Source organism: Lactonifactor sp. BIOML-A5 (genome assembly GCF_009677585.1).
GTDB lineage: Bacteria > Bacillota > Clostridia > Lachnospirales > Lachnospiraceae > Lactonifactor.
Genome location: NZ_WKYV01000026.1, coordinates 20,474 through 43,089, shown reverse-complemented (window position 1 = coordinate 43,089; position 22,616 = coordinate 20,474). Strand labels below are relative to the sequence as shown.

Below are 22,616 nucleotides of genomic sequence, written 5' to 3'. Positions count from 1 at the left end.
ATCCTTTCGTTAACTGAGGGATCCGATTATGTGAAAAATAAGGTTACAGTTTTGCAAGTGTCTCCATGGCATGCTCCGCAATGATGCAGTCGTGATGCTCTTCCATGTAAGCCTTCTGTGCCCGGGAGATTGCTTTCAGGGGGGCGAATTCTGTCCACACAATGCCGCAGGTATTCATCTGCTGTTCATTGTCTGTGTCAGGATCCGCCAAAATATAGTATTGGTTATCTACCTGATAAAGGGAATTGACTACCTGAACCCTTCCATTGAGTATCCTGGAAGCATGAATGACGTCGTCTAAGCTCTCAAATCGGTACAGCAGGAAGAGATCCTGCCCGGGTTCAATTATATTTTCCGGAAGCTGCTGATTCTCGGCAAGCTGTTTCTTCTTTGTTATCGCAAAGGAAACCTTTTCTTCTGACATCTCAGTCAGCTGACAATACAGGAGATAACCTTCAACCTGAAACTGAAAATCCTCTTCTGCCATCTCCAGAGCTCTTTGAAAAAGTGTCTGAACTTTTGTTGTTCCCAACAGGAAATCCTGGAGCTTCAGCTGATTCTCAACAAAATCGTTCTTGTCTAAAGACCACAGGAACTGGGAATCATTAATTTTTTCAACTTTCATGGTTATCCTCCTCTCTAATCTATGAAAACTAAGTGATAGTTACCGCAGTATAATAATTAATCTATTGTTATATATATAATATAATAAATAGAACATGAAAGGTCAAGTACTATTTTAATATTTCATAGAAAATTAATTTTTCTTCTAATTTCTGTTAAATATCTTGAGATAATGTATAATATGAGTATATCACCTTAACGGAGAGGAGTATAAGATGACAGAGGATGTAAAAAGAGCATTGAGTGTAATTGCCCAGGTAAAAAAGGCAGTTATGGGTAAAGATGCCTGTATTATAAAAACAATGACGGCTATTTTGGCGGGAGGTCATGTGTTGATAGAAGACATTCCGGGAGTTGGAAAGACAACCCTTGCCCTTGCGTTCTCCAAAGCTATGGGCCTGGAACAAAACAGAATGCAGTTTACCCCGGATGTGCTTCCGGCGGATATCACCGGATTTTCCATTTACAAAAAAGAGACAAATTCTTTTGTTTATCAGCCGGGAGCGGTAATGTGCAATCTCTTTCTGGCGGACGAGATTAACCGTACTTCACCTAAGACACAATCTGCCCTTCTGGAGGTTATGGAGGAGGGGAAGGTAACTGTGGACGGTGTGCAGCAGGAGATCCCCCGTCCGTTTATCGTGATAGCCACTCAGAATCCGGTGGGGAGTGCCGGAACACAGATGCTTCCGGAGTCACAGATCGACAGGTTTATGATCTGCATCAGTATGGGATATCCCAGCATGAAGGATGAAATAGAGATCGCAAAGGGTAATACTTCCGGTACGCCTATTGAGGATGTAAAAACTGTAATTTCAAGAGAAGATCTGCTTCATCTTCAGAAGGAGGCGGGAAAGATTTTCATTCACGATGAGGTTTACGAATATATCGGAAAGCTGATACAGGCAACCAGAGAGGAGCCTCTTATTGCGCTGGGAATTAGCCCCCGGGGAACGATTGCACTTACCAAAATGGCTAAAGCGTATGCATTTCTCCATAAGAGAGAGTATGTGATACCGGAGGATGTATCATATGTATTCCCTGATATAGCCGTACACCGGATCTGCATGAATTCCAAGGCCAGAATCAACCATGTGACAGAGGAGAAGATTATTGGACAGATTCTGGAACGGGTGAGACGTCCATCTGTGCGGAGAGGTTACTAAGGATGGGGAAGATTATTAGTTATCTGATAGGGGTTCTGCTGACACTGTTCTTCTCTTTAATGTATAACAGCAGGGAACTGATTATGCTGTTTTTGGCAGAGATTCTAATCCCTTTTTTTATGCTGATATTTATCAGCTATCCAGCAGGCAGAATGAAGGTGAAGATGACGGTGCTGGATTCCGTAATTACAAGAGGGGAAGGCACAAAGGTGGCATTGGAGCTGGACAATCCTACTAGCTGGATACTCCCAAAAGTAGCTGCACGGATACGTTATAAAAATATGCTTTTGGGTACAGAGGGAGTATTTGTAATGGAAGGGCTTGTAGGAGGGAAGAGCCGGGTAAGGCTGACCTGCCCCGTCAAAAGCGATTTCTGCGGAAAAATCCTTTTGACTTTGGACGGAATCCGGGTATACGATTATATGCACTTTTTTTCTGTCAGGAAACGAAAAACCGGGTCAGAGGAGCTTGCCGTACTTCCAAAAGGATATGAAACCTTTGTAAATGTCAGCAGAGCCACCAGGGAATTTCCGGTGGAAGGGGAGGAATATGATAAGGAAAGAAAAGGGGACGATCCTTCCGAGATCTTTCAGATAAGAGAATACAGAGCAGGGGACAGGCCTCAGAGGATCCATTGGAAACTGAGTGCGCGTTCAGAGGAACTTTTGGTAAAGGAGTACAGCAGGCCTTTAGGCTGCGCAGTAGTGCTGTTTCTGGATTTCCGGCGGTACCGGAATGGAGGAGATGTGAATGGACTGCTTGAAATTGCACTTTCTGTCTCACTGGCTCTTTTGGCCGGACATTGTATGCATTTTCTATGCTGGTTTGACAGGGAAGCACAGAAACTCATTCGGGCCAGGATAGAGAATACTGACGATATCTATGAGATGCTGGAGCCTCTCATTCAGATTCAGCTCTATCAAGAGGAGGTAGAACTGGAACACCTGTATAGGGATCAATATCCCGGGGAGAATTACAGTACGGGGATTCGTCTGAACCTATTGCTGGAGCTGTATCTTAAGGAAAGCTTATGGGTAAGGTTTCGAGGCGAAGGGCTGGAGGATGAACTTCAGGGAATGGAGCTGACAGTATAGGGGGTATAGGAGACAGAATTTATGTTTAGAAGAAAAAAAGGGAAGACGGAGGGGATTACCGTTTCCCCGTATACCAGTATTGAGATTATTGACGGAAATAAAAAAAGGGGCGGCGGTACAGGGACATTCTTGTTAACGGCGTATCTTTTTCTGTTTTTTACTGGTGTGGCTTATGCTTGTATCAGCTTGGCAGAACTGCCGGTCTCCAGGGCGGGGATCCTGCCGTTCTGCCTGGCCTCTTCGTTGGTGTTCGGCATAGCCGCCTTTGGAACTTATCCCAAAGGTATATTCTATGGTCTTGTTTTTTTGGTGACAGGAGGCATAGGATTTATAGGCCGGGATACCCTCGCCTATGGGTTTTGCGTGATTGCCAACAGGGTTATTGCTGAGATTAACCGGTACTACAGCGGCAATATGGGAATGTTTCCTGTAAATGACAATGACACCGGAGCCTGTACCTTAAGTTTCTGTTTTGGAATGTTTGTGCTTATGTGGGGAATCTCCGCAGTTCTGGGTTATTGGGCCAGGAAATGGATATTGGGTGTTCTGATCGTGTATATCCTGTGGGCGGGCCTGTTAATGGGCAGGGTTCCCTCGGCGGTGTCCCTGGGTATGCTGGTGATATCTTACTGCGGGATGTCAGCAGTTATCTCTGCAAGAAATATGCCTCTGGAAGGGGACAAAAAGTCTGTGGGAGTTGGCAGCCCGGGGCTTTTTATGGGGATTCTTGCCGGGATTCTGCTATTGATTGCCGGTGTTGTACTGACACCAGCGGCATCCCCGGGAATTTTAAAAAATCAGAAGAAGGTGTACCAGACAGTAAATCGAATCGAGCAGCGGATTATGTCCGGACAATTTGAAGATTGGAATATTTTTTCCAATGTTTCCCTTCCCTTTTATACATCCAGCGGTATGCTGGACAACAGAGAGATTAAGTACAAAGGGGAGGAAGAGCTGTATGTCACGTTAGAGGAAAGACCGGAGCGTGATATTTATCTCAGAGGGTTTGTGGGAGATGAATATATGGGAAACCGATGGAATCCTGTTTCAGGCAACAGCAATCTCCGTTCCCATGAGATACAGAATATATCCTATGATTTTTTGTTATTTAATGCCCCAACAGACCGGAGGCTGTCCAGACAAACTATGGGGATACAGATTGTGAATGCAGATTCCTCTGTGGGATATATTCCTTACTATTCTTATATCCCCGAAAGTGCGGTGACAGAGGGAGACGGTGCCGTCAGGATCAGCTCAGGAAATATGCAGGAATACGAGGGGTATTTCAGCAATTTTGAGTGTCTGGAGTGGCCTTCTGTGACGGATAACGGGACCGTGGAGCCGGAGTACCGGGCATTTGTTTATGAACAGTATACACTGTTGCCCCGGGAAGGTCTGGACCGTCTGCGCAGCCAATGTCTGGAACAGAATCTGGCAGGAATCAGTGATATTACACAATATATACAGAATACCCTGCACCAGAATACTTCCTACAGCTTAAAGATAGACAAGCTTCCCAGAGGGGAGGATTTTGCGGAATACTTTCTATACCAGCAGAAAAGGGGATACTGCATTCACTATGCAACTACAGCTGTTCTAATGTACCGGATGTTCGGTATTCCCGCCCGCTATGCTACTGGTTTTATTGTCCCGCAGAATGAATTTCAGGAACAGGAAGGGACGTATAGGGCAGTAGTAAAAGATGAAAAATCCCATGCCTGGGTGGAGATTTACCTGGACGGCAGGGGATGGATGCCTGTGGAGGTGACTCCAGGATACCTGCCCGGAGAGGACGGACAGGAAATCCCGGAATTACAGGAGAATATCTCACAGGAGGGGCAGGATGATGCCACGGATCCTCCTGAGGAGGAAACAGAGGATATCCAGGGGGAGAAGGAAAGCCTGTCTGGGGAAACAGAAGATAAGGAAAAAGAAAGTGGCAGCAATTCAGATAAGAAGGCGGGAATTGGGGACAGGTTCTGGAATAGGATCACTGGGAATATGAGCAGCAGTGCAGGAAGAGCGGTGCGCTATGGGGGTACTGCAGCCGCAGCTGTGATTTTGTTATTGTTCTTGGTGATGTTTAGAAGGTGGTTCTTAGTGTCCAGGCGCCTCAGGCTTTTTGGAAACCGTAATCCGAATCTGGCAATTGTAAAAATATCTCACAGCATATACCAGATCCTGACAGAAGCGGGATATGATCAGGGAGACAAAATGTGGGATATACAGTGGGCATCCTATGTGCAGGAGAACCTTCCCTGCCTGAGAAAGGAAGAGTTTCTGGAATTTATGACGGCTGCGCAGCGGGCGGCATTCGGAAAGGAAAGGTGCTCCAGACAGGATGTAATTGATGGAAGAAAGCTTTACAGGAGAATTAGCAGGTATCTCTATAAAAGCTTGGGCGGATGGAAAAAGCTTCAGTGGAAATATATAAAGTGCAGATAAATTAAGTATTGCATATAAGCATAAAAGGCTTCATACTATTCAGTGGAATATACTAGTATGCTGACACGTTGACATTTAGTCTAACAGCACACTAGGCCGGAGGAGGACGAAAGAGATGTTAAATTGTCTGTATGTAGGACTGGGAGGGGCTCTTGGGGCAGTGGGAAGATATCTTATGGGACAAATCCCTCTGCCCAGGATGTCATTTCCGGTAATGACCCTTGTCATTAATTTTCTGGGTGCATTTCTGATTGGAATAATCAGCGCAGCCGCAGTCAGACACGGGGCGGGAAGCACCCCTTTGATCCTGTTTCTGAAAGTGGGGGTATGCGGCGGGTTTACTACCTTTTCTACCTTTGCTCTGGAGACAACAAATCTGCTGGGGGAGGGCAAAATGCTTGCAGGTATGCTTTATATTATCCTAAGCGTGTGTCTGTGCATGGGAGCTGTAATGGCAGGGGGCATGCTGGTAAAGTAGCTCCCGGTTATATTTGTATTTTACAGGAATTATGGTATAATTTGTACAATCAGTCAAATATCCTTTCCGGGCAGGCAAGGTATCTGACCCTTGCGGGGCGGTACGCAAGAATAAAATTATCAGGAAATGAGGGACAATACATATGAGCAAGGGATATGAAATTGAAACGAAATGTATACAATCGGGCTGGAAACCCAAGAAAGGGGAGCCCAGGGTTCTTCCTATCTATCAGAGTACTACTTTTAAATATGATACCACAGATGAGATGGGTAAATTATTTGATCTTGAGGAGGACGGATATTTTTATACCAGGCTGCAGAATCCAACCAATGATGCAGTGGCTGCCAAGATAGCAGATCTGGAGGGCGGAGTAGCCGCTATGCTGACCTCGTCCGGACAGGCGGCCAACTTCTATGCGATATTTAATATCTGTGAGGCAGGAGACCACATCGTGTGTGCCAATGCAGTCTATGGAGGTACCTTTAACCTGTTTGGCGTGACGATGAAAAAGCTTGGCATTGCGTGTACTTTTGTGAATCCCGATGACAGCTACGAAGAGCTCTGCAAGGCCTTCCGGCCAAACACAAAAGCAGTATTTGCCGAGACCATTGCCAATCCGGCGCTGGTTGTACTGGATATAGAGAAGTTTGCGAAGCTGGCCCATGAGCACGAGGTGCCTCTGATTGTGGACAACACCTTTGCTACCCCTGTAAACTGCCGTCCTTTTGAGTGGGGAGCAGACATTGTAACCCATTCAACCACGAAATATATGGATGGACATGCCATGCAGGTAGGGGGAGCAATTGTAGACAGCGGGAACTTTGACTGGGCGGCCTATGGAGATAAGTATCACGGTCTGACAAAACCCGATGAATCCTATCATGGGGTAGTCTACACAGAGAGGTTTGGAAAGGCTGCCTATATTACTAAGGCTACGGCACAGCTTATGAGAGATCTGGGCTCTATTCCGTCCCCTCAGAATTGTTTTCTGCTGAATGTGGGACTGGAGACGCTGTTCCTCCGTGTGGAAAGGCACTGCTACAATGCACAGAAGGTGGCTGAATTCTTAAATGCCCATGACAAGGTAGCCCATGTAAACTATGCAGGACTGCCGGGAGATAAGTATTATGAAGTGGCGAAGAAATACATGCCCAAGGGTACCTGCGGTGTCATATCTTTTGAATTAAAGGGAGGAAGAGAAGAAGCTGTGAAGTTTATGGACGGCCTGAAGCTGGCAGCTATTGTTACTCATGTTGCAGATGCCAGAACCAGCGTTCTTCACCCTGCAAGCCACACCCACCGGCAGATGAACGACCAGCAGCTGAAGGAAGCCGGAGTTTCCCCGGGAATGATTCGCTTATCCGTTGGAATTGAGAACGTAAATGATATTATCGAAGATTTAAAGCAGGCTTTGGAACAGGCAGAATAAATAGAACAGACAAAAAAGGAAGAGCAGCGGTTTTCTGTGCTGCTCTTTCTTTCTATAAATGCACAAATATATTAGTTAGTAGTCGATGTAATATCCCGAAACTCTACGGTTACCATAAAAAGGTCTGCATTGATGTCTATACGGAAGCTTCCCCGGCATGCCTCCACAAAGCTTTTGGCAATGGAGAGTCCCAGTCCGCTTCCCCCATCCGAACGGCTCTCATCCCCACGGACAAACCGTTCTGTGTAATCGATCCGCTCCGGAAGCTCATACCGGGAGATATTCTTCACACTCACCGCGGCCAGCGTGCCGTCTGTTTCCAGAGTGATAAAGATTCTGGAGTGTTCCATGGAATACTGGAGGGCATTCTGAAGAAGATTTTGAAATACCCGGTAAAGTCTCTGCCCGTCTGCTTTTATCAATACAGGTTCCTCCGGAATCCTTGTCTTTATAGATAAGGTGCTGCGCTCTATACTCTCAGACATATCGGCAAGGGTCTGCCGGATAAGTTTTCCCAGATCCAGTGTATCTATGTTTACAGGGAGCTGTCTGGAAGCAGCTTTGCTGATCTCAAATACGTCCTGTACCATACTTTTCAGTCTCTGAGATTTACTTTCCAGGATCTTCACATAATCTTTGACATGTTCCGGAAGATCCGGCTCCTGATTCATAAGATCCACATAACTGATAATGGAAGTAAGGGGGGTCTTAATGTCATGGGAGACGTTAGAGACAAGCTCAACCTTCATACGCTCACTTTTAATCTGTTCCTGAACGGCAATGTCAAGCCCGTTGCGGATATCATTCAGGTTTTTTGCCGCCTCTGCCAGATCCGGATCTTTAAGCGTGGGAACCTCTGCTGCGATGTTGCCCTCTTTAATTCTGCAAATCTGCTGTGTAAGCGCTTCTATATCCTCAGCTGCCGCCCGGTTTGTCCAGATATACCAAAACTGTGCGGCCAGAGTCAGCCCCGCTGCCGTAAGTGCTAAAAGATATAAGCAAATGTTTGCACCGTAGAAAGTGCCGCTATAGTACAGCCGAAATCCCAAAAGCAGAAGTAAACTCACAACCATTCCCTCACCCAGAAATGCAGGCAGATAACGGAAGACAATCTTTTTCTGCACCGGCATGCCGGCCCCTTTGGAGCGGAACATTCGGCAGATGTAATCCCACAAACTCCGAAGCAGACTGGAAGACAAAGGGTTTTTGTTATAGCGGATATCGTTTCCCAAAAAGAAAAGGATCCAGACACATACCAATATAACAGAAAGATAGGAAAGCCAGGTCCATATAGAACCGGTAATTCTGAATACGTAATAGTCATATTCATAGACTACATCGTAGCTGTTATGCAGGCTCCAGTAAAGTTCTCTCAGAACTTCTGTGCAGGCAATTATCAGGAGCAGGAGGGAGCCCAGACAGAGAACTGCTTTTACCTCAACCCATATTTTTTTTGTCTTAGCAGCTATAAGCTGATTCACACTTTTTATCTGTTTTCTCCATCGGACAGCAAGGATCAGGGATGCGGCAAACAGAGCAGTCAATACACCAAAAAACAGAATCAGGCTGCGCAGGTTGTAAAGATCCTGATTCAGCCGATAGAGCCGGTTGCTCACAGACTCTTCTCCATAGCTGGAATAATCCGCCTTCATATAAATCCTGGGAGTCTTTGCGGCTGCTATGGTTACCGAAGCCTTTTTTGATTTATTATCTGTGGTAAAGTTATGATACCCAGGTACTTTCCAGTCGCTGTTTTCCCTGTAGTACCCATCCCCGTAGACATCAATAGTTTTTCCGTCTTTTTGCAGATAGACTTTTGAACCATCAAAATATAGTAAGAAGTTATATCCCTTGGGCATTTTGCCTGCAGATCCGTCTAAGGTACCTTCTTCTGCATTAGAGTATAGAGTGTCTCCGTCATAGGAGATGGTATACAGCATGTTTTTATCATCCTTCAGTGCATTGTGAAGCTCCCGTCTCCCCTGTGTGGTGGTAAGCTCACCGGCGGTTTCCTCCCACACTTCTGCTGCTGTTTCCTCAGATACTCCAGTGTCTGAAGCATATGCAGTTCCTACGGATGCACCGGGGCTGCCTCCGGCTGCCATCATAATAAAGTCCTCCAGGCGATAACTGATATACTGCCGAAATGCCTTTGTATCCTGATAATCTCCCTGGAATGCGTCAGCAGGACTTATAGCAATGCTCTTCATTGCAGCCAAGAGGCCGGATCCCATGAGAAGCACAGCCAGCAGCAGACATAATGCCGCAACAAAGGACGCATAGCTTATAACTAATTTACATTTTTTCCATTTTGTATCCAATTCCCCACACCACCTTTAAATATTCTGGCTCTTTCGGATTCAGTTCAATTTTTTCCCGGATACGGCGGATATGAACCATTACAGTATTCTCAGGGGCAAAGGAAGCCTCCTCCCATACTCTCTGGTAGATCTCCTCTGCCGGAAAGATTCGTCCCGGATTGCGCATCAGCAGATCAATAATTTTAGTCTCAGTAGCAGTCAGCCTTACCGGATCCCCGTCTGCATACAGAACTCTTTCCTCTGCGTTATACAGAAGGCGCCCATTTTCATAGCGATTGGAAATCTGAGTGGCATGTACGTCTCCAAGTCTGGTGTAACGCCGCAGATGACTTTTTACTCTTGCCGTAAGTTCCTGGGGATTATAAGGTTTTGTCACATAGTCATCTGCTCCCATGGAGAGTCCTAGCACTTTGTCTGTCTCTTCACTTTTTGCACTCAGTACTATAATGGGCAGATTACGTCTTTCCCGGATCCTCAAAATCGCTGACAAGCCGTCCAGCTTAGGCATCATAACGTCTATGAGAATAATCTGTATGGGATATTGTGCAATTTTTTCCAGGGCTTCTAGACCGTCGTAGGCCTTAATTACCTGAAAGCCTTCTTTTTCCAAAAGAATGGATATAGCCTTTACAATTTCTCTGTCATCGTCAACCACGAGTACGCATTCCCTCATGTTCTCTCCTCCTTTGAGCCTACGTTTAGTTTATGGTATAGGCCTTACGAATTTATGAATAAATTTCTTACGGATTTCTTACAGATTCTAATCAGGGTACTGTTCAGGCGCCCCAGTTGTGCGAGGGGGGTGCACAGTATCCTAATTATAACATAGAGTTCAAACAATAGTATCACTACTATAAAAAGAATAGTGCCTGTGCTATACTGAGGCAGGCAGCAAATTTATAGCAGGAAGGGAGAGGCAGCACTATGATGAAGTCGTACCAGATAACCGAATGGTGCCATGAGATAATAAAAAGCCAGGTGCAAAGAGAAGGTATTTATATAGACGCCACTATGGGAAATGGCTATGATACGGCCTTTTTCTGTGAACTGGCAGGAGAAAAGGGGAAAGTTTATGCTTTTGACATTCAGGAGCTGGCAGCCGAAAGGACAGGGAAGCTTCTGGAACAGCGCGGGCTGACAGCCAGGGCGCAGCTTATCCTTGACAGCCATGCAAATATGGAGCAGTACATTGGGAAAGAAAAGGCGGACTGCATCTGTTTTAACTTTGGATATTTACCGGGGGGTAATCACGCCATGGCCACAAAACCGGATACCAGCGTAAGAGCCATACGCACAGGACTGGACATACTAAAGGAGGGCGGATTGATGAGCCTTTGCATATATAGCGGAGGGGATACAGGCTTTGAGGAGAGAGATGCAATCTTAGAAGAATTGAGGCGGCTGGACAGCCGGAGGTATCTTGTGATAGTGAATACCTATTATAACCGGGGCAACCATCCGCCTATTCCAGTTTTTATATTTAAAAAATAGAAGCATAAAATATATGCCCCCGCCTGTATAACCGCGAACTTCACATACACAAAACTATCATTTAAGACAAACATTCTCTCATATAGTATGTAAGAACACATCTTTGGATATGATATGAAAGAAAATATCAAGCTTATCATAAGTTTACTGCTGATCATTCTCCTTCTCCCCTTATTAATTACCGCTCTCATATCGGGGAGAGAAGCATGTCCTATTATAAAAGAAGTGGAGGTGGAAGACTACCTCCCGGCTATTGTGGCTATGGAAATCCCATGGAACTATTCGAAAGAGGCGATCAAGGCGCAGGCCATAGTATCCCGGAGCAACCTCTATACACAATTAGAGGAGGGAGCTGTTTCCGGAGAAATAAAACATGCGGTGGATCAGTTAAAAGAAAATAAAATGGATGATGATTTTCTGGAACGTTTTCAAAACTATCAGGAGGCGGTACAGGAGACGGAAGGAAAAATCCTCTGTAATCAGGGGAAACTTACAGATATTCCCTACTGCAGACTGAGCGGGGGAAAGACCAGGGACGGAAAAGAGGTTCTGGGTGATACTTATGCGTATGTGCCCTCTGTAGATACCGGCGCTGACATTGACAGTGAAGACTATTTAAAAGGTTTTTACTTTACCTCTGAGGAAATAGAAGAGAAGCTGAAAACGAAATACCCAGGGTTTGCATGGGGGGATTCGGAAGAGGAACCCGTAAAAATCATAAAAACAGACAGCACAGATTATGTCCTGGAGATTCAGGTGGGAAACCAGGAATTCCAGGGTGAGGAGCTGAGAGATGCCCTGGGCCTTACATCCTCTTGTTTTACCGTGCAGGATCTGGGGGAGAAGATTCGCTTTCTGTGCAAGGGAATCGGCCATGGAATGGGAATGAGTCAGTATACCGCAGATCAGATGGGAAAAGAGGGAAAGAATTACGAGGAAATTATTACATATTTTTTCCCGGATTTGGAAATTCAGGATGTAAAAACAGTAATTGGTCAGAATTAAGAAAATAATGAATACTTTCACATATTCTGGAAACCCTATAGTTACAACAATTGACTATAAGTTGAGGTGAAGAATATGATGAACAGTAAAAAAATGATTCGTATTGTTGTTAGCAGTGTACTGTTGGTAGCTATTGTTGCCACCTGTGTGGGTGTTTATAAGACAGGGAGTACCAATACGAAGAAGGAACAGAGTTTAGCGGAAGAAACAAAAGACACAGACGGAGAAGAACTGGCGGCTAATGACAGCCAGGATATGCAGGAAGAGGAAAGCCAGGAATCCGGGACAGAGAATGTAGAAGGAACAAAAGAAGTAGAGGACCAGCCGGACCAGAATACACCAGAAGCAGAGGATGCGCAGGCAGAACAGAATACACAGGAAAATCCGGAAGCACAGGACAATGCAGCAAATGAAAGTGCAGCCACAGAGAATGTAGAGGCAGAAGCTCCGGAAATTAATTTCTCTGAGTCTTCTCTTATGGAGTGGCCGTTAAACGGGGATGTATTATTGGATTACAGCATGGACAAAACTGTTTATTTCCCAACATTAAACGAGTATAAATACAATCCTGCAATTGTTATTTCCTCAGATGTAAATGCACCGGTTTTGGCAGCAGCCAACGGCCAGGTATTGTCAATCACAACCAATGAAGAGACAGGTACTACCCTTACCATGGATATGGGTAATGGTTACCAGGCTGTCTATGGACAGTTAAAGGAAGTTCCGTATGAAGAGGGGGATACCGTGGCAAGCGGTTCCGTTATCGGATACATCAGTGAACCAACGAAGTACTACAGCGTAGAAGGAAGCAATCTTTACTTTGAGATGTCAAAAGACGGAACACCAATTGATCCTGTAATGTATTTGCCTTAGGATTTGCACAGGATTGGATAAATAGAGTATAATATACTATGTGAGCAATCATATACCAATATTAGCAGCCGGTTTTTCACAGCTTTACTATTTGTTGTTTGTTTTTTGGGTAGAGTACCTTTTTCTCCTCCGGTTGCTTTATATAAATCTGATAGATTTTGCAGACAGTTTGTTTGCAAAATCTTACATATACATAGTACAGGAGCAGTACCATGAATTATACTTATATACTTAGGTGTGAAGACGGAACCCTATACACGGGTTGGACAAACAATCTGGAAAAAAGAGTGGCGGATCACAATGCGGGAAAGGGTGCCAAATATACCAGGACCAGGCGTCCGGTAGAACTTGTTTACGTGGAAGAGTTCCCTACAAAAGAGGAAGCAATGAGCAGGGAATACGCCATAAAGCGGCTGAAACGGACGGACAAGCTAAAATTGCTGCAGGCAAGAAATACATAAGAAAACACACTTATTCCATAAGATATCCAACAAAGTTCATAAAAGCAATACAAAAAATAAAAGAGCGAAAAATATCCAACAAAGTGGATATAAAACATCATTTAATCACCCTCCATACAACTTTTATAATATAAATATTATAAAGAAAAAGGAGGAAATTAAATGAAGAAGAGTAAAGTCAAACGTATCATTGCATTGTTGCTGACCTTCGCTCTGGTGCTGGGCAGTATACCGGCAGATATGCTGGGAACTGTTCTGGAAGTAAAAGCGGAGCCTGAAAAGACTCCGCTTTTGCATTATGACTTCTCGGGAACATCGGCCGAAGACGGCCAGCTGATCGAGGATGTCACAGGGAACGGCAACGATGGTGTCATCAGGGGAAATCGTGCACAGATTTCTAACGGTACTCTAACCCTTCCGGGCGGCGATAACGGGAGTGATGCCGCATATGTAGAACTGCCGGAAGGAATGTTTGACGGAAAGGATACCCTGACCATTTCTCTGTGGCTGAAAAACGATACCGGCAAGGGAAATTATGCAGCTATGTTTTTCGGCAGCAAGGAACTTGTAAATGGCATGCCCCTTCACTACTGGATCTTAAATCCGTGTAATCTAGAGCAGGGGGCCTTAAAGACTGCGCTTACAGACGAGGTAGCACAGGATGGAATGCCTTATCTCCATGAAGCTGGTTTTACCACAAACAAAGACTCAACCGGAGAAAGAATAGTAGGACCCACTACTGACAACAACTGGGGTCTTTACACCACGGTTATTACTGCAGATACACTTACCGGATACTATAACGGAGAAAATATAGGTACGGTAAGTTTAAGAAGAAGCGCCAGTGACTTTGGCAGCGATCTGGTATCTTACATCGGAAAATCTCTGTATCCGGACAAACTTTACAAAGGCGGAGTCAGAGATGTCAAAGTATATACCGATGAGCTTACAGACGAAGAGGTACAGGCAGAGTACGATCAGGGTATCGTAAACCTGGATGCCTCTGAGCTGACCATGGGAGGACTGGACGCTGTTGTGGAGGATCTGGTGCTTCAGGATGCAGGGAATTATGGTTCTTCCATCACATGGGAGACCAGTGATGCATCTGTGGTAGAGGCAGACGGTACCATCCACAGGGCTCCTTCCGAGGAAGGGGATAAATCTGCGGTACTTACTGCTACCATTGCATATGGAACTCTCGGCGCAAGTACGACAAAAGAATTTCCTGTTACCGTAAAGGCACAGGCTGAGCTTACAAAAGAGGAAAGCCTTCTCCTTCACTATGAATTTGCCGACGGGACAGCGACAGACGGAAGTACTGTTGCGGATACCTCAGGAAATGGAAACGATGGTACAATTCATGGAAAAAATGCCGGCATAACCGATGGAACATTAACTCTTCCCGGCGGTGCCAATGGATCAGGAGCAGCATATGTACAGATGCCAACCGGGATGTTTGACGGGCGGAATACCCTGACAATCTCCTTCTGGCTTAAAAACGAGACAAAAAATGGGGATTACGCAGCTATGTTCTTCGGAACTACAGAAAACTACCCCAGACAGTACTGGCTGTTTAATCCATGCAACCCGTCAGGACTTATGAAATCAGTTGTTACAAACGGCAACAGCAGTTCACCCTGGACCACGGAGTACGGGATATCGCCCACAAATGCCTCTCAGGGAATTGCAGGACCCGCTACAGGTGAAAACTGGACCTATTATTCCACAGTTATTACAAAGGATTCTATCACAGGATATTACAATGGTGTAAAGGTCGGCACGGTAGAGACTAACAGGCCTGTTTCCCAATTCGGAAGCAATCTGGCAGGATACATTGGAAGATCTTCCTATCCGGATAAGTACTATAAGGGCGGCGTTAAGGATGTTAGAGTATATACAAAGGCCTTAACAGAGGATGAAATTATAGAAGACTACAGTGAAACAGCGGATGAATCGATTATCCTGGAAATGCTCAATAAGGATAAGGAAGCATTAACCCTTCCCACAACGGAAATCAGAGGGGATATCAGTCTTCCAAATGCTGGATCTGTGTATAAGTCTTCTATTACATGGGAATCTGATAAAACAGAGTATATTACGAATGACGGAAAGGTAAACAGACCGTCAGACCAGGATGTTAATGTAACGCTGACAGCTACCCTGACATTAAAGGGGCAATCCGTAACAAAAGAGTTTCCGCTTACCGTGAAGTACAACAATCCTGAGGGAGATCTGGTGGCAGCAGTAAAAGATCTCTCTATTGGAACGTACTACGTGACCAAGGATCTCACTCTGCCTGCCGCTGCTGCCAATGGTGCCACGGTTACATGGACATCGGACAGCCCAGACTATATCGGAGATGACGGTAAGGTTACAAGACCGGAAGACGGTGATAAGAATGTTACTCTGAAGGCGGAAATTACCCTGGGTGACGTAACTGCACATAAAGATTTTCCGGCCGTAGTCCTTCAGAAACCTTACGGATACCTGCTTTCTTACACTGGATCGAAGGACAAAAAAGGATTTTCCGATACCAGCAGTGAGAATAAAGCGGCCCTTGCAAACAGCCTGCATATGGGATACAGCCAGGACGGCAGTACCTACAGTGCTCTGAATTACGATTCCGGTATCTGCTTTACGGATAATAAAGATGCTTTGAATGGAATTTTATCACCGTATCTTTTCAGAAAGGCAGACGGAAGCTATGCATTTGCGGCGACCAATAATAATAACTACAGCTACATATATGTATTTGACTCAGAAGACCTGCTTCTTTTTAACAACGAATCGAAATTAGATCTGAATACGGATAAGAAGGTTTTGGAACCGGTATGTGAGTGGGATGGTGAGAAATATATCATTACCTGGACAGATGGAGAGAAAACCTATCAGAACACATCCGCAGATCTGAAAACAGCCTCTGCTCCCGTTGAAATACAGGGAAGAGATAAGGAGCGTGTTGAGGCTGCCATACCGGACGGAGCAAATGCCGGCAACGTGCTGGAGGTAAACCAGGAAGAATATGATAGAGTAGTTAAGAAACTGGCCCCCGTTGTAAACACAGGAGTCAGCAGTCTTCCATCTTCAGTAACCGTTCAGGCAGAAGAGGGTAAATTACCGGATACCGTTCAGTCTGTGGACGCATCCTACAGTGACGGGTCCAATGCAGAGATCCCTGTTACCTGGGATGATTCCAGTGTAAACTATAAACAGGATGGTTCCTATACTGTAACTGGTAAGGTGGGGTACCCTGAATATGACAATCCGTTTATTGAGTCTAAGGCAGATCCATGGATTACCAAGGGAGATGACGGGTATTACTATTTTACGGCATCTTATCCAATGAACGGCGGGGGTGACTCCAACGGGTACAGCCGTGTGACACTGCGAAGAGCTAAAACCATCAAAGGCCTGCAGACAGCGGAAGAAGTCTCTATCTGGAACTGGAGCGCTGCAGAGGGCGTATACCGCTATATATGGGCGCCGGAAATTCACCAGATAAACGGCAGATGGTATGTATTCTTCACAGGAAGCGTAGAAAAGAATAACGCATTTGGCATTCGTCCCCATATCCTTGTATGTAAAGAAGGCGGCAATCCAATGGATCCTGCATCCTGGAGTGTGCAGAGAATGGAAGCGTCCAGTGGAGATGCATTGTCATTTACAAACTTCTCCTTGGATATGACACACTTTGAGGCGGGCGGACAGCACTATGTAATCTGGGCACAATCCGTTGGAAATTCCAGTCTGCTGATCGCAACCATCGACCCGGATGAACCGTGGAAGCTGACTTCGGAGCCGCAGGTGCTTACTGTTCCGGAGTACGCCTGGGAGCGTATCCGTTTTAACGTGGACGAGGGTCCCTCTGTATTAAAACGGGACGGAAAAGTGTATATGTGCTTCTCAGCCGCAGGTACCGGAGCAGAATACTGCATCGGTATGATGACAGCAGATGAAAATGCAGATCTTCTGGATCTGGATAACTGGACAAAGACCCCGTATCCCGTACTGAATTCAGCAGATGTGACAGGAGAATACGGACCAGGACACAACTCATTTACTACAGATGAGTATGGCAATGATATCTTTGTGTACCATGCCAGATCTACAACAACCGTAAACGGAGATCCTCTGTATGATCCCGGCCGACATGCCAGAATCAAGACGGTACACTGGGCAGCAGACGGTACTCCAATTCTGAAAATGACTGCAGATCAGGCTGTGGATCCTCAGTATCAGGAAGTAACCATGACCGTTAAGGTTGAGGGAAATAAGGAAGAGCCGGATCCGGACATTATTGCCAAATACGATTTCAGCGATGGGGTGAAGGATGTATCCGGACACGGCAATAATGGTAAGGTAGTAGGAAATGTTACCGTCCAGGATGGTGTTCTCACCCTTCCGGGAGCTACTGCCAGCCAGAATACAAATTATGTGGAACTTCCGGGCAGTATGTTTGCAGGCCAGAATACCCTGACCGTGGACCTGTGGGTAAAGAATGAATTAGACCCGAATAATTACGCGGCTATGTTCTTCGGAACAAAGGAAGAACTGCCGGTCAGCTACTGGCTGCTCAATCCGTCCAACCCGGCCGGGAATATGAAAACGGTATTTACCAATACGGTAGATGAAGAGAAACCTTATTTGACAGAGGTGGGAATCTCACCCTCAGACAGTACAAAAGGGATTGCAGGACCATCCACAAAGTCTCTGAAGGGACAGTGGGTAAAATATACTACGGTAATTACAGAAGATGGAATCACTGGCTATATGAATGGAGAAAAGGTAGGAACTGTACCGTTAGACCGAAAAGTAAGTGATTTTGGTTCAGATCTGGCAGCATATCTGGGCAAGTCATCCTACCCCGATCCTATTTTTAAGGGTTCATTTAAAGATATTACGATTTACAATAAGGCACTGACAGATGAAGAAATTGAGAAGAGCTACCTTGAAGGGCTGTCCGACGAGGAATCTGTCCGCCGTGCAGCAGAAGAGTATGTAGTAGAAGGTATTGACAATGGAATTATTACCGGAGATCTGGGACTTCTTACAAGAGATGACAAATATAATGTAGGAATCAAATGGGTCAGCGGTAATCCTATCTATGTTACCAATGCAGGTAAAGTAGTAGGAAATGTAAAAGAAAAGACGCAAATAAAGGTTACAGCTACATTCAGCAAGGGAGAGGCCAGCCTGGAAAAAGTATATGAGGCTTATCTGCTTCCAGCAGGGACAACCGATTATTCTATGGACATTGACGGAAATAATATCGGGGTTGATATCAACGATCGGCTGGTGGGATTATTCTTTGAAGATATTAATAATTCCGCAGACGGCGGCCTGAATCCTGAAATGGTTAAGAATAACTCCTTTGAGAATTACCGCTATGACAGGGGCAGCAGAGTCAATGATTACAAGAATATGTGGAACTGCGACGCAGAAGATAAGTTTGCAGTTGCCTCTGAGAATCCTCTGAACGGGAATAACCCGAACTATGCGGTTCTCACAGGAGATTTGACACTTACAAACAATGGCTATACTCCTATTAACTCTCTGGGAACACCTTCTATGGCGGTAAAAGAAGGGGTGGATATGAACTTCTCTGTATTTACAAAGGCGGATCCATCCTACACCGGAGTAATGAAGGTGAAGCTCCAGAACGCCGCAGGCGAGGCGCTGACAGATGAAATCACAGTTCAGCCCGCTAAGACAGGCGAGTGGGCAAAGGTAACAGGAAAACTTACCGGAAAAGCAACAGAAAAAGGTCAGCTGGTATTCAAAGTAGAGGGAGCAGGAGCAGGAGAACTCAGTGTGGACATGATCTCCGTCAGCCCTCAGGATACGTTTGGATACGGGGACACCAATTATGGACACGGCGCTGGTCTGAGAGCTGACCTGGTGCAGAAGATTGCGGACATCAATCCTGGATTCATCCGTTTCCCGGGCGGCTGTATCATTGAGGGCGCTTATGAGTGGGATACTTACTATGACTGGGAAAACACCATTGGACCTCTGGAGGAAAGAAAACAGATTCCTAACCTTTGGGGCAATGATGCTACCTACGGTTACATGCAGTCCTATGGATTCGGATACCATGAGATCCTGTCCCTCTGTGAGGAGATTGGCGCAGAAGCGTATCCGATCCTCAACGCAGGTGTGCTCTGCCAGGCAAGAAGCAATAATATACCGGCAGCAACCGGAGAACTGCTAGATCAGTTTGTAAAGGATGCAACGGATCTGCTGGATTACTGCTGGGGAGATCCTTCCACAAATGAAATGGCAGCCAAACGTGCACAGAATGGACACGAGGAAACCTTTGATCTGAAATACGTAGGCATTGGAAATGAGAACTGGGATGACAAATACTTTAAAAACTTTGACATTATCTATGACAGAGTCATGGAATACAAAGAGGCCAATTATCCGGATCGGGAACTGACCGTAATTGCAGCTTCCGGTACGGCCGCCGATGACGGAAACAATCAGAAGGCATGGAATTGGCTGAAGCAAAACCATGCAGGCGATAACATTCTGGTGGATGAACATTACTATGTAGGTACTAATTTCTCACAGAGACAGGACGATCGTTATGACTACTTCTTAAGAGAAGAGGAAGGCGGACTTCCCGTATTTCTGGGTGAATATGCTACCCATGTTGGGGTACCCAACAGCATGGAATCAGCATTGTCAGATGCTGCTTATATGACCGGTATTGAGAGAAACAGCGATATTGTAAAGAATGTTTCCTATGCACCTCTGTTTAACAAAATGGGCAGTACCAACTGGCAGACTGACCTTATCTGGTTTGATGAGTATAACAGCATTGGATCTATTAACTACTATGTGCAGCAGATGTTCTCCAGGTACACAGGGGATCAGACGATAAAGGCGCTTCTTGACAGACAGGGAGAACGGTATACGGTGAATACAGGAAGCCCGGTACTGGCTACCTATGCAACGAAAGGGTATGTGGAAAGCGTTAAGGTTACCAGAGAAGACGGAACAGTACTTTTGGACGAAACCTTTGAGGATGACAGCGAAACACTGGATCTCTGGGAGAAATTCCCTGGTTCAGGCGGCAGCTTTGAGATCAGGGACGGAAAACTGTACCTGTCTCAGGCATCTGCCACAAATGGGGTATGGATTCCCAGTGTAGTAAACGATCCTGAATGGTATAACTATAAGGTAGAGGCCGTTGTAGTAAAAGAATCCGGCAATGAAGGATTTATGGTAGGCGCAGGAGCCACCAGCGGCAGTGACTACTATTGGTATAACATGGGCGGATGGTCGGACAGCAGAAACTGTGTCCAGAGGTCACGTACCAATTCAGACGGCAATGTAATCTCCAACGATCATGAATGGTACAATTCCAGTTACTATTCATCTCCTGGATATACGAAATTCCCAGTAAATGAAGCGGTAACTGTAAGCTTTAACTATGGAATTAACGAACGTCTGGAAGCTGGCTATACCTCAGCAAGTGTGACACGCTATGCAGAGGATTACAGTATGAACTTAAGGCCATACCATAACGACATCTACAACACTGTCTCCAAAGACGATGACTATGTATATGTAAAATTAGTAAACACAGAGAGCGGCAATAAGCAGATTACCTTAAATCTGTCTAACCTGAATATCACCGGCAGTGAGGCATCTGTTATATCTCTGAAGGGTGACAGTCTGAATGCAGTAAATACTATGGACAATGAAGGAATTACACCTCAGAAATCTTCAGTTTCTATTGCTGGAAGTAAAGTGGTTTATAAGGTACCTGGATATTCAGTAAATGTAATTATGATTCCGCTGAGCGGTCAGGGACCTGTGGATCCGGTAGAAATCAAGGTGAATCCTTCTCAGGCAGAAGTGGCTGAGGGCGGCAGTGTTGCTCTTACCGCAACCGGAAATTATGAGGGAAGTCTGACATGGAGTTCCTCTGATGATGCTATTGCCGTTGTCGATCAGAGCGGCAAGGTGACAGGAGTGAAAGAAGGAACCGTGACCATTACAGCTGCTGACAGCAAGGGGAACAAGGGAACCGCAGAGGTTACCGTTACAAGAGAGCCGGAGGAGCCTGTGGAAATCAAACTGGATCCTGCTAAGGCAATTGTACCTGCCGGAAGCAGTCTCACGATCACCGCAGCCGGAAATTATGAAGGAAGCCTGACATGGAGCTCTTCGAATGAAAAAGTTGCGGCTGTGGATCAAAATGGCAAGGTAACAGGAATCAAAGAGGGCAAAGCAATTATCACTGCAGCTGACAGCAAGGGCAATGAGGGTTCAGCTGAAGTAACGGTTACGAAAAAGCTGCAGCCTCATTGGGTAGCAGAGAACGGAAAATGGAAGTATGACAACGGAGACGGAACCTTTGCTGTGAATTGCTGGAAACAGATACGCGGCCAGTGGTATTATTTTGACGGAGACGGCTACATGAAGACCGGGTGGATCTTTACCGGAGGCCAGTGGTATTATCTGAACAGAGACGGTATCATGGAAACCGGATGGGTATATGCGGGAAGCGCCTGGTACTATCTGAAAGATAACGGAGCGATGGCAACGGGCTGGCTGCTGGACGGCAGCACTTGGTATTATCTGAAGAGCAGCGGAGCGATGGCGACGGGCTGGCTGCTGGACGGAAAGACCTGGTATTATCTGAAGAGCAATGGAGCGATGGCAACAGGCTGGCTGTTGGACGGAAAGACCTGGTATTATCTGAAGGGCAGCGGAGCGATGGCGACAGGCTGGCTGCTGGACGGAAAGACCTGGTATTATCTGAAGGGCAGCGGAGCGATGGCGACAGGCTGGCTGCTGGACGGAAAGACCTGGTATTACCTGAAAGATAACGGAGCAATGGCAACGGGCTGGATACAGGTAGGCAAAAAATGGTATTACCTGAGAAGCAATGGGGCTATGGCCTCTAGTACATGGATAGGAAAGTACTATGTAAATGGTTCCGGAGTTTGGACGAAAACAAGATAATAGGTAAATTGCAGGGCAGTGCCGGGGGAATCTTCCTCCGGCACTGCTTTTATGTTTCGCTTTGGTATGGGCTTTTTAAGAAAAGGTAAGTATATTAACCGTAAGGTATCCTTTCTTTGACAGACCGGGGATGCAAGATTTTTATGCAAAAATATGATAAAGTGATAGAAATGGGAGATTCATTACGAAATAACAAGTAAGAGAACGTTATCTTACTATGACAATGCCATGGCAATATCCAAACACGGGG

Annotated in this window: 13 protein-coding genes; 10 read left to right on the top strand and 3 right to left on the bottom strand. The window is 45.7% G+C overall.

What is annotated here, in order from left to right; all coding sequences use genetic code 11:
- Nucleotides 1-43: 43 nt before the first annotated feature.
- On the bottom strand, nucleotides 44-625 hold the full coding sequence (locus GKG41_RS18000; RefSeq protein ID WP_154261192.1) for an adaptor protein MecA: 582 nt from the start codon (nucleotides 623-625) through the stop codon (nucleotides 44-46).
- A gap of 214 nt (nucleotides 626-839) precedes the next feature.
- Between GKG41_RS18000 and GKG41_RS17995 the strand changes: the two genes are divergently transcribed.
- The 5 genes from GKG41_RS17995 to GKG41_RS17975 all read left to right on the top strand — a co-directional run bounded on the left by GKG41_RS17995 (nucleotide 840) and on the right by GKG41_RS17975 (nucleotide 7,236).
- The gene (locus GKG41_RS17995; RefSeq protein ID WP_154261190.1) at nucleotides 840-1,790 is read left to right on the top strand and encodes a MoxR family ATPase; all 951 of its coding nucleotides are present in this window, start codon (nucleotides 840-842) and stop codon (nucleotides 1,788-1,790) included.
- Between the two features lie 2 nt (nucleotides 1,791-1,792).
- Nucleotides 1,793-2,884 (top strand): DUF58 domain-containing protein, encoded by a 1,092-nt coding sequence (locus GKG41_RS17990; protein ID WP_154261188.1) that lies wholly within the window; start codon nucleotides 1,793-1,795, stop codon nucleotides 2,882-2,884.
- Between the two features lie 21 nt (nucleotides 2,885-2,905).
- Complete coding sequence (locus tag GKG41_RS17985; RefSeq protein ID WP_154261186.1) at nucleotides 2,906-5,329, top strand: transglutaminase domain-containing protein; 2,424 nt, start codon at nucleotides 2,906-2,908, stop codon at nucleotides 5,327-5,329.
- 115 nt (nucleotides 5,330-5,444) lie between these two features.
- On the top strand, nucleotides 5,445-5,807 hold the full coding sequence (gene crcB / locus GKG41_RS17980) for a fluoride efflux transporter CrcB (protein ID WP_154261184.1): 363 nt from the start codon (nucleotides 5,445-5,447) through the stop codon (nucleotides 5,805-5,807).
- A 142-nt stretch (nucleotides 5,808-5,949) separates the two neighbouring features.
- Nucleotides 5,950-7,236 (top strand): O-acetylhomoserine aminocarboxypropyltransferase/cysteine synthase family protein, encoded by a 1,287-nt coding sequence (locus tag GKG41_RS17975; RefSeq protein ID WP_154261182.1) that lies wholly within the window; start codon nucleotides 5,950-5,952, stop codon nucleotides 7,234-7,236.
- A gap of 71 nt (nucleotides 7,237-7,307) precedes the next feature.
- Here GKG41_RS17975 and GKG41_RS17970 read toward each other — a convergent pair whose 3' ends face one another.
- Complete coding sequence (locus GKG41_RS17970) at nucleotides 7,308-9,557, bottom strand: HAMP domain-containing sensor histidine kinase (RefSeq protein WP_154261180.1); 2,250 nt, start codon at nucleotides 9,555-9,557, stop codon at nucleotides 7,308-7,310.
- Nucleotides 9,532-10,230: a response regulator transcription factor gene (locus GKG41_RS17965; protein ID WP_154261178.1), complete on the bottom strand. Its 699-nt coding sequence runs from the start codon at nucleotides 10,228-10,230 to the stop codon at nucleotides 9,532-9,534. The genes GKG41_RS17970 and GKG41_RS17965 overlap by 26 nt, the downstream gene beginning before the upstream one ends.
- Before the next feature lie 251 nt (nucleotides 10,231-10,481).
- Between GKG41_RS17965 and GKG41_RS17960 the strand changes: the two genes are divergently transcribed.
- From GKG41_RS17960 to GKG41_RS17940, 5 genes are all read left to right on the top strand, one after another.
- Nucleotides 10,482-11,048 carry a class I SAM-dependent methyltransferase gene (locus GKG41_RS17960; protein WP_347563358.1) on the top strand — a complete coding sequence of 189 codons (567 nt, stop codon included), beginning with the start codon at nucleotides 10,482-10,484 and terminating at the stop codon, nucleotides 11,046-11,048.
- A gap of 114 nt (nucleotides 11,049-11,162) precedes the next feature.
- Complete coding sequence (locus tag GKG41_RS17955; protein ID WP_154261176.1) at nucleotides 11,163-12,053, top strand: SpoIID/LytB domain-containing protein; 891 nt, start codon at nucleotides 11,163-11,165, stop codon at nucleotides 12,051-12,053.
- A 75-nt stretch (nucleotides 12,054-12,128) separates the two neighbouring features.
- Nucleotides 12,129-12,926, top strand: coding sequence for a M23 family metallopeptidase (locus tag GKG41_RS17950; RefSeq protein WP_226904252.1), 798 nt, complete (start codon nucleotides 12,129-12,131; stop codon nucleotides 12,924-12,926).
- Nucleotides 12,927-13,138: 212 nt separating this feature from the next.
- A complete protein-coding gene (locus tag GKG41_RS17945; protein WP_154261174.1) occupies nucleotides 13,139-13,387 on the top strand; it encodes a GIY-YIG nuclease family protein in 249 nt (82 codons plus the stop codon).
- 162 nt (nucleotides 13,388-13,549) lie between these two features.
- Nucleotides 13,550-22,366, top strand: coding sequence for an immunoglobulin-like domain-containing protein (locus GKG41_RS17940; protein WP_154261172.1), 8,817 nt, complete (start codon nucleotides 13,550-13,552; stop codon nucleotides 22,364-22,366).
- The last annotated feature ends 250 nt before the right edge of the window (nucleotides 22,367-22,616 follow it).

What these genes read in the sequence shown, in the direction of transcription:
- GKG41_RS18000 (WP_154261192.1), bottom strand. Translation starts at nt 625, where the DNA reads ATGAAAGTTGAAAAAATTAATGATTCCCAGTTCCTGTGGTCTTTAGAC.
- GKG41_RS17995 (WP_154261190.1), top strand. Translation starts at nt 840, where the DNA reads ATGACAGAGGATGTAAAAAGAGCATTGAGTGTAATTGCCCAGGTAAAA.
- GKG41_RS17990 (WP_154261188.1), top strand. Translation starts at nt 1,793, where the DNA reads ATGGGGAAGATTATTAGTTATCTGATAGGGGTTCTGCTGACACTGTTC.
- GKG41_RS17985 (WP_154261186.1), top strand. Translation starts at nt 2,906, where the DNA reads ATGTTTAGAAGAAAAAAAGGGAAGACGGAGGGGATTACCGTTTCCCCG.
- crcB (WP_154261184.1), top strand. Translation starts at nt 5,445, where the DNA reads ATGTTAAATTGTCTGTATGTAGGACTGGGAGGGGCTCTTGGGGCAGTG.
- GKG41_RS17975 (WP_154261182.1), top strand. Translation starts at nt 5,950, where the DNA reads ATGAGCAAGGGATATGAAATTGAAACGAAATGTATACAATCGGGCTGG.
- GKG41_RS17965 (WP_154261178.1), bottom strand. Translation starts at nt 10,230, where the DNA reads ATGAGGGAATGCGTACTCGTGGTTGACGATGACAGAGAAATTGTAAAG.
- GKG41_RS17960 (WP_347563358.1), top strand. Translation starts at nt 10,482, where the DNA reads ATGATGAAGTCGTACCAGATAACCGAATGGTGCCATGAGATAATAAAA.
- GKG41_RS17955 (WP_154261176.1), top strand. Translation starts at nt 11,163, where the DNA reads ATGAAAGAAAATATCAAGCTTATCATAAGTTTACTGCTGATCATTCTC.
- GKG41_RS17950 (WP_226904252.1), top strand. Translation starts at nt 12,129, where the DNA reads ATGATGAACAGTAAAAAAATGATTCGTATTGTTGTTAGCAGTGTACTG.
- GKG41_RS17945 (WP_154261174.1), top strand. Translation starts at nt 13,139, where the DNA reads ATGAATTATACTTATATACTTAGGTGTGAAGACGGAACCCTATACACG.
- GKG41_RS17940 (WP_154261172.1), top strand. Translation starts at nt 13,550, where the DNA reads ATGAAGAAGAGTAAAGTCAAACGTATCATTGCATTGTTGCTGACCTTC.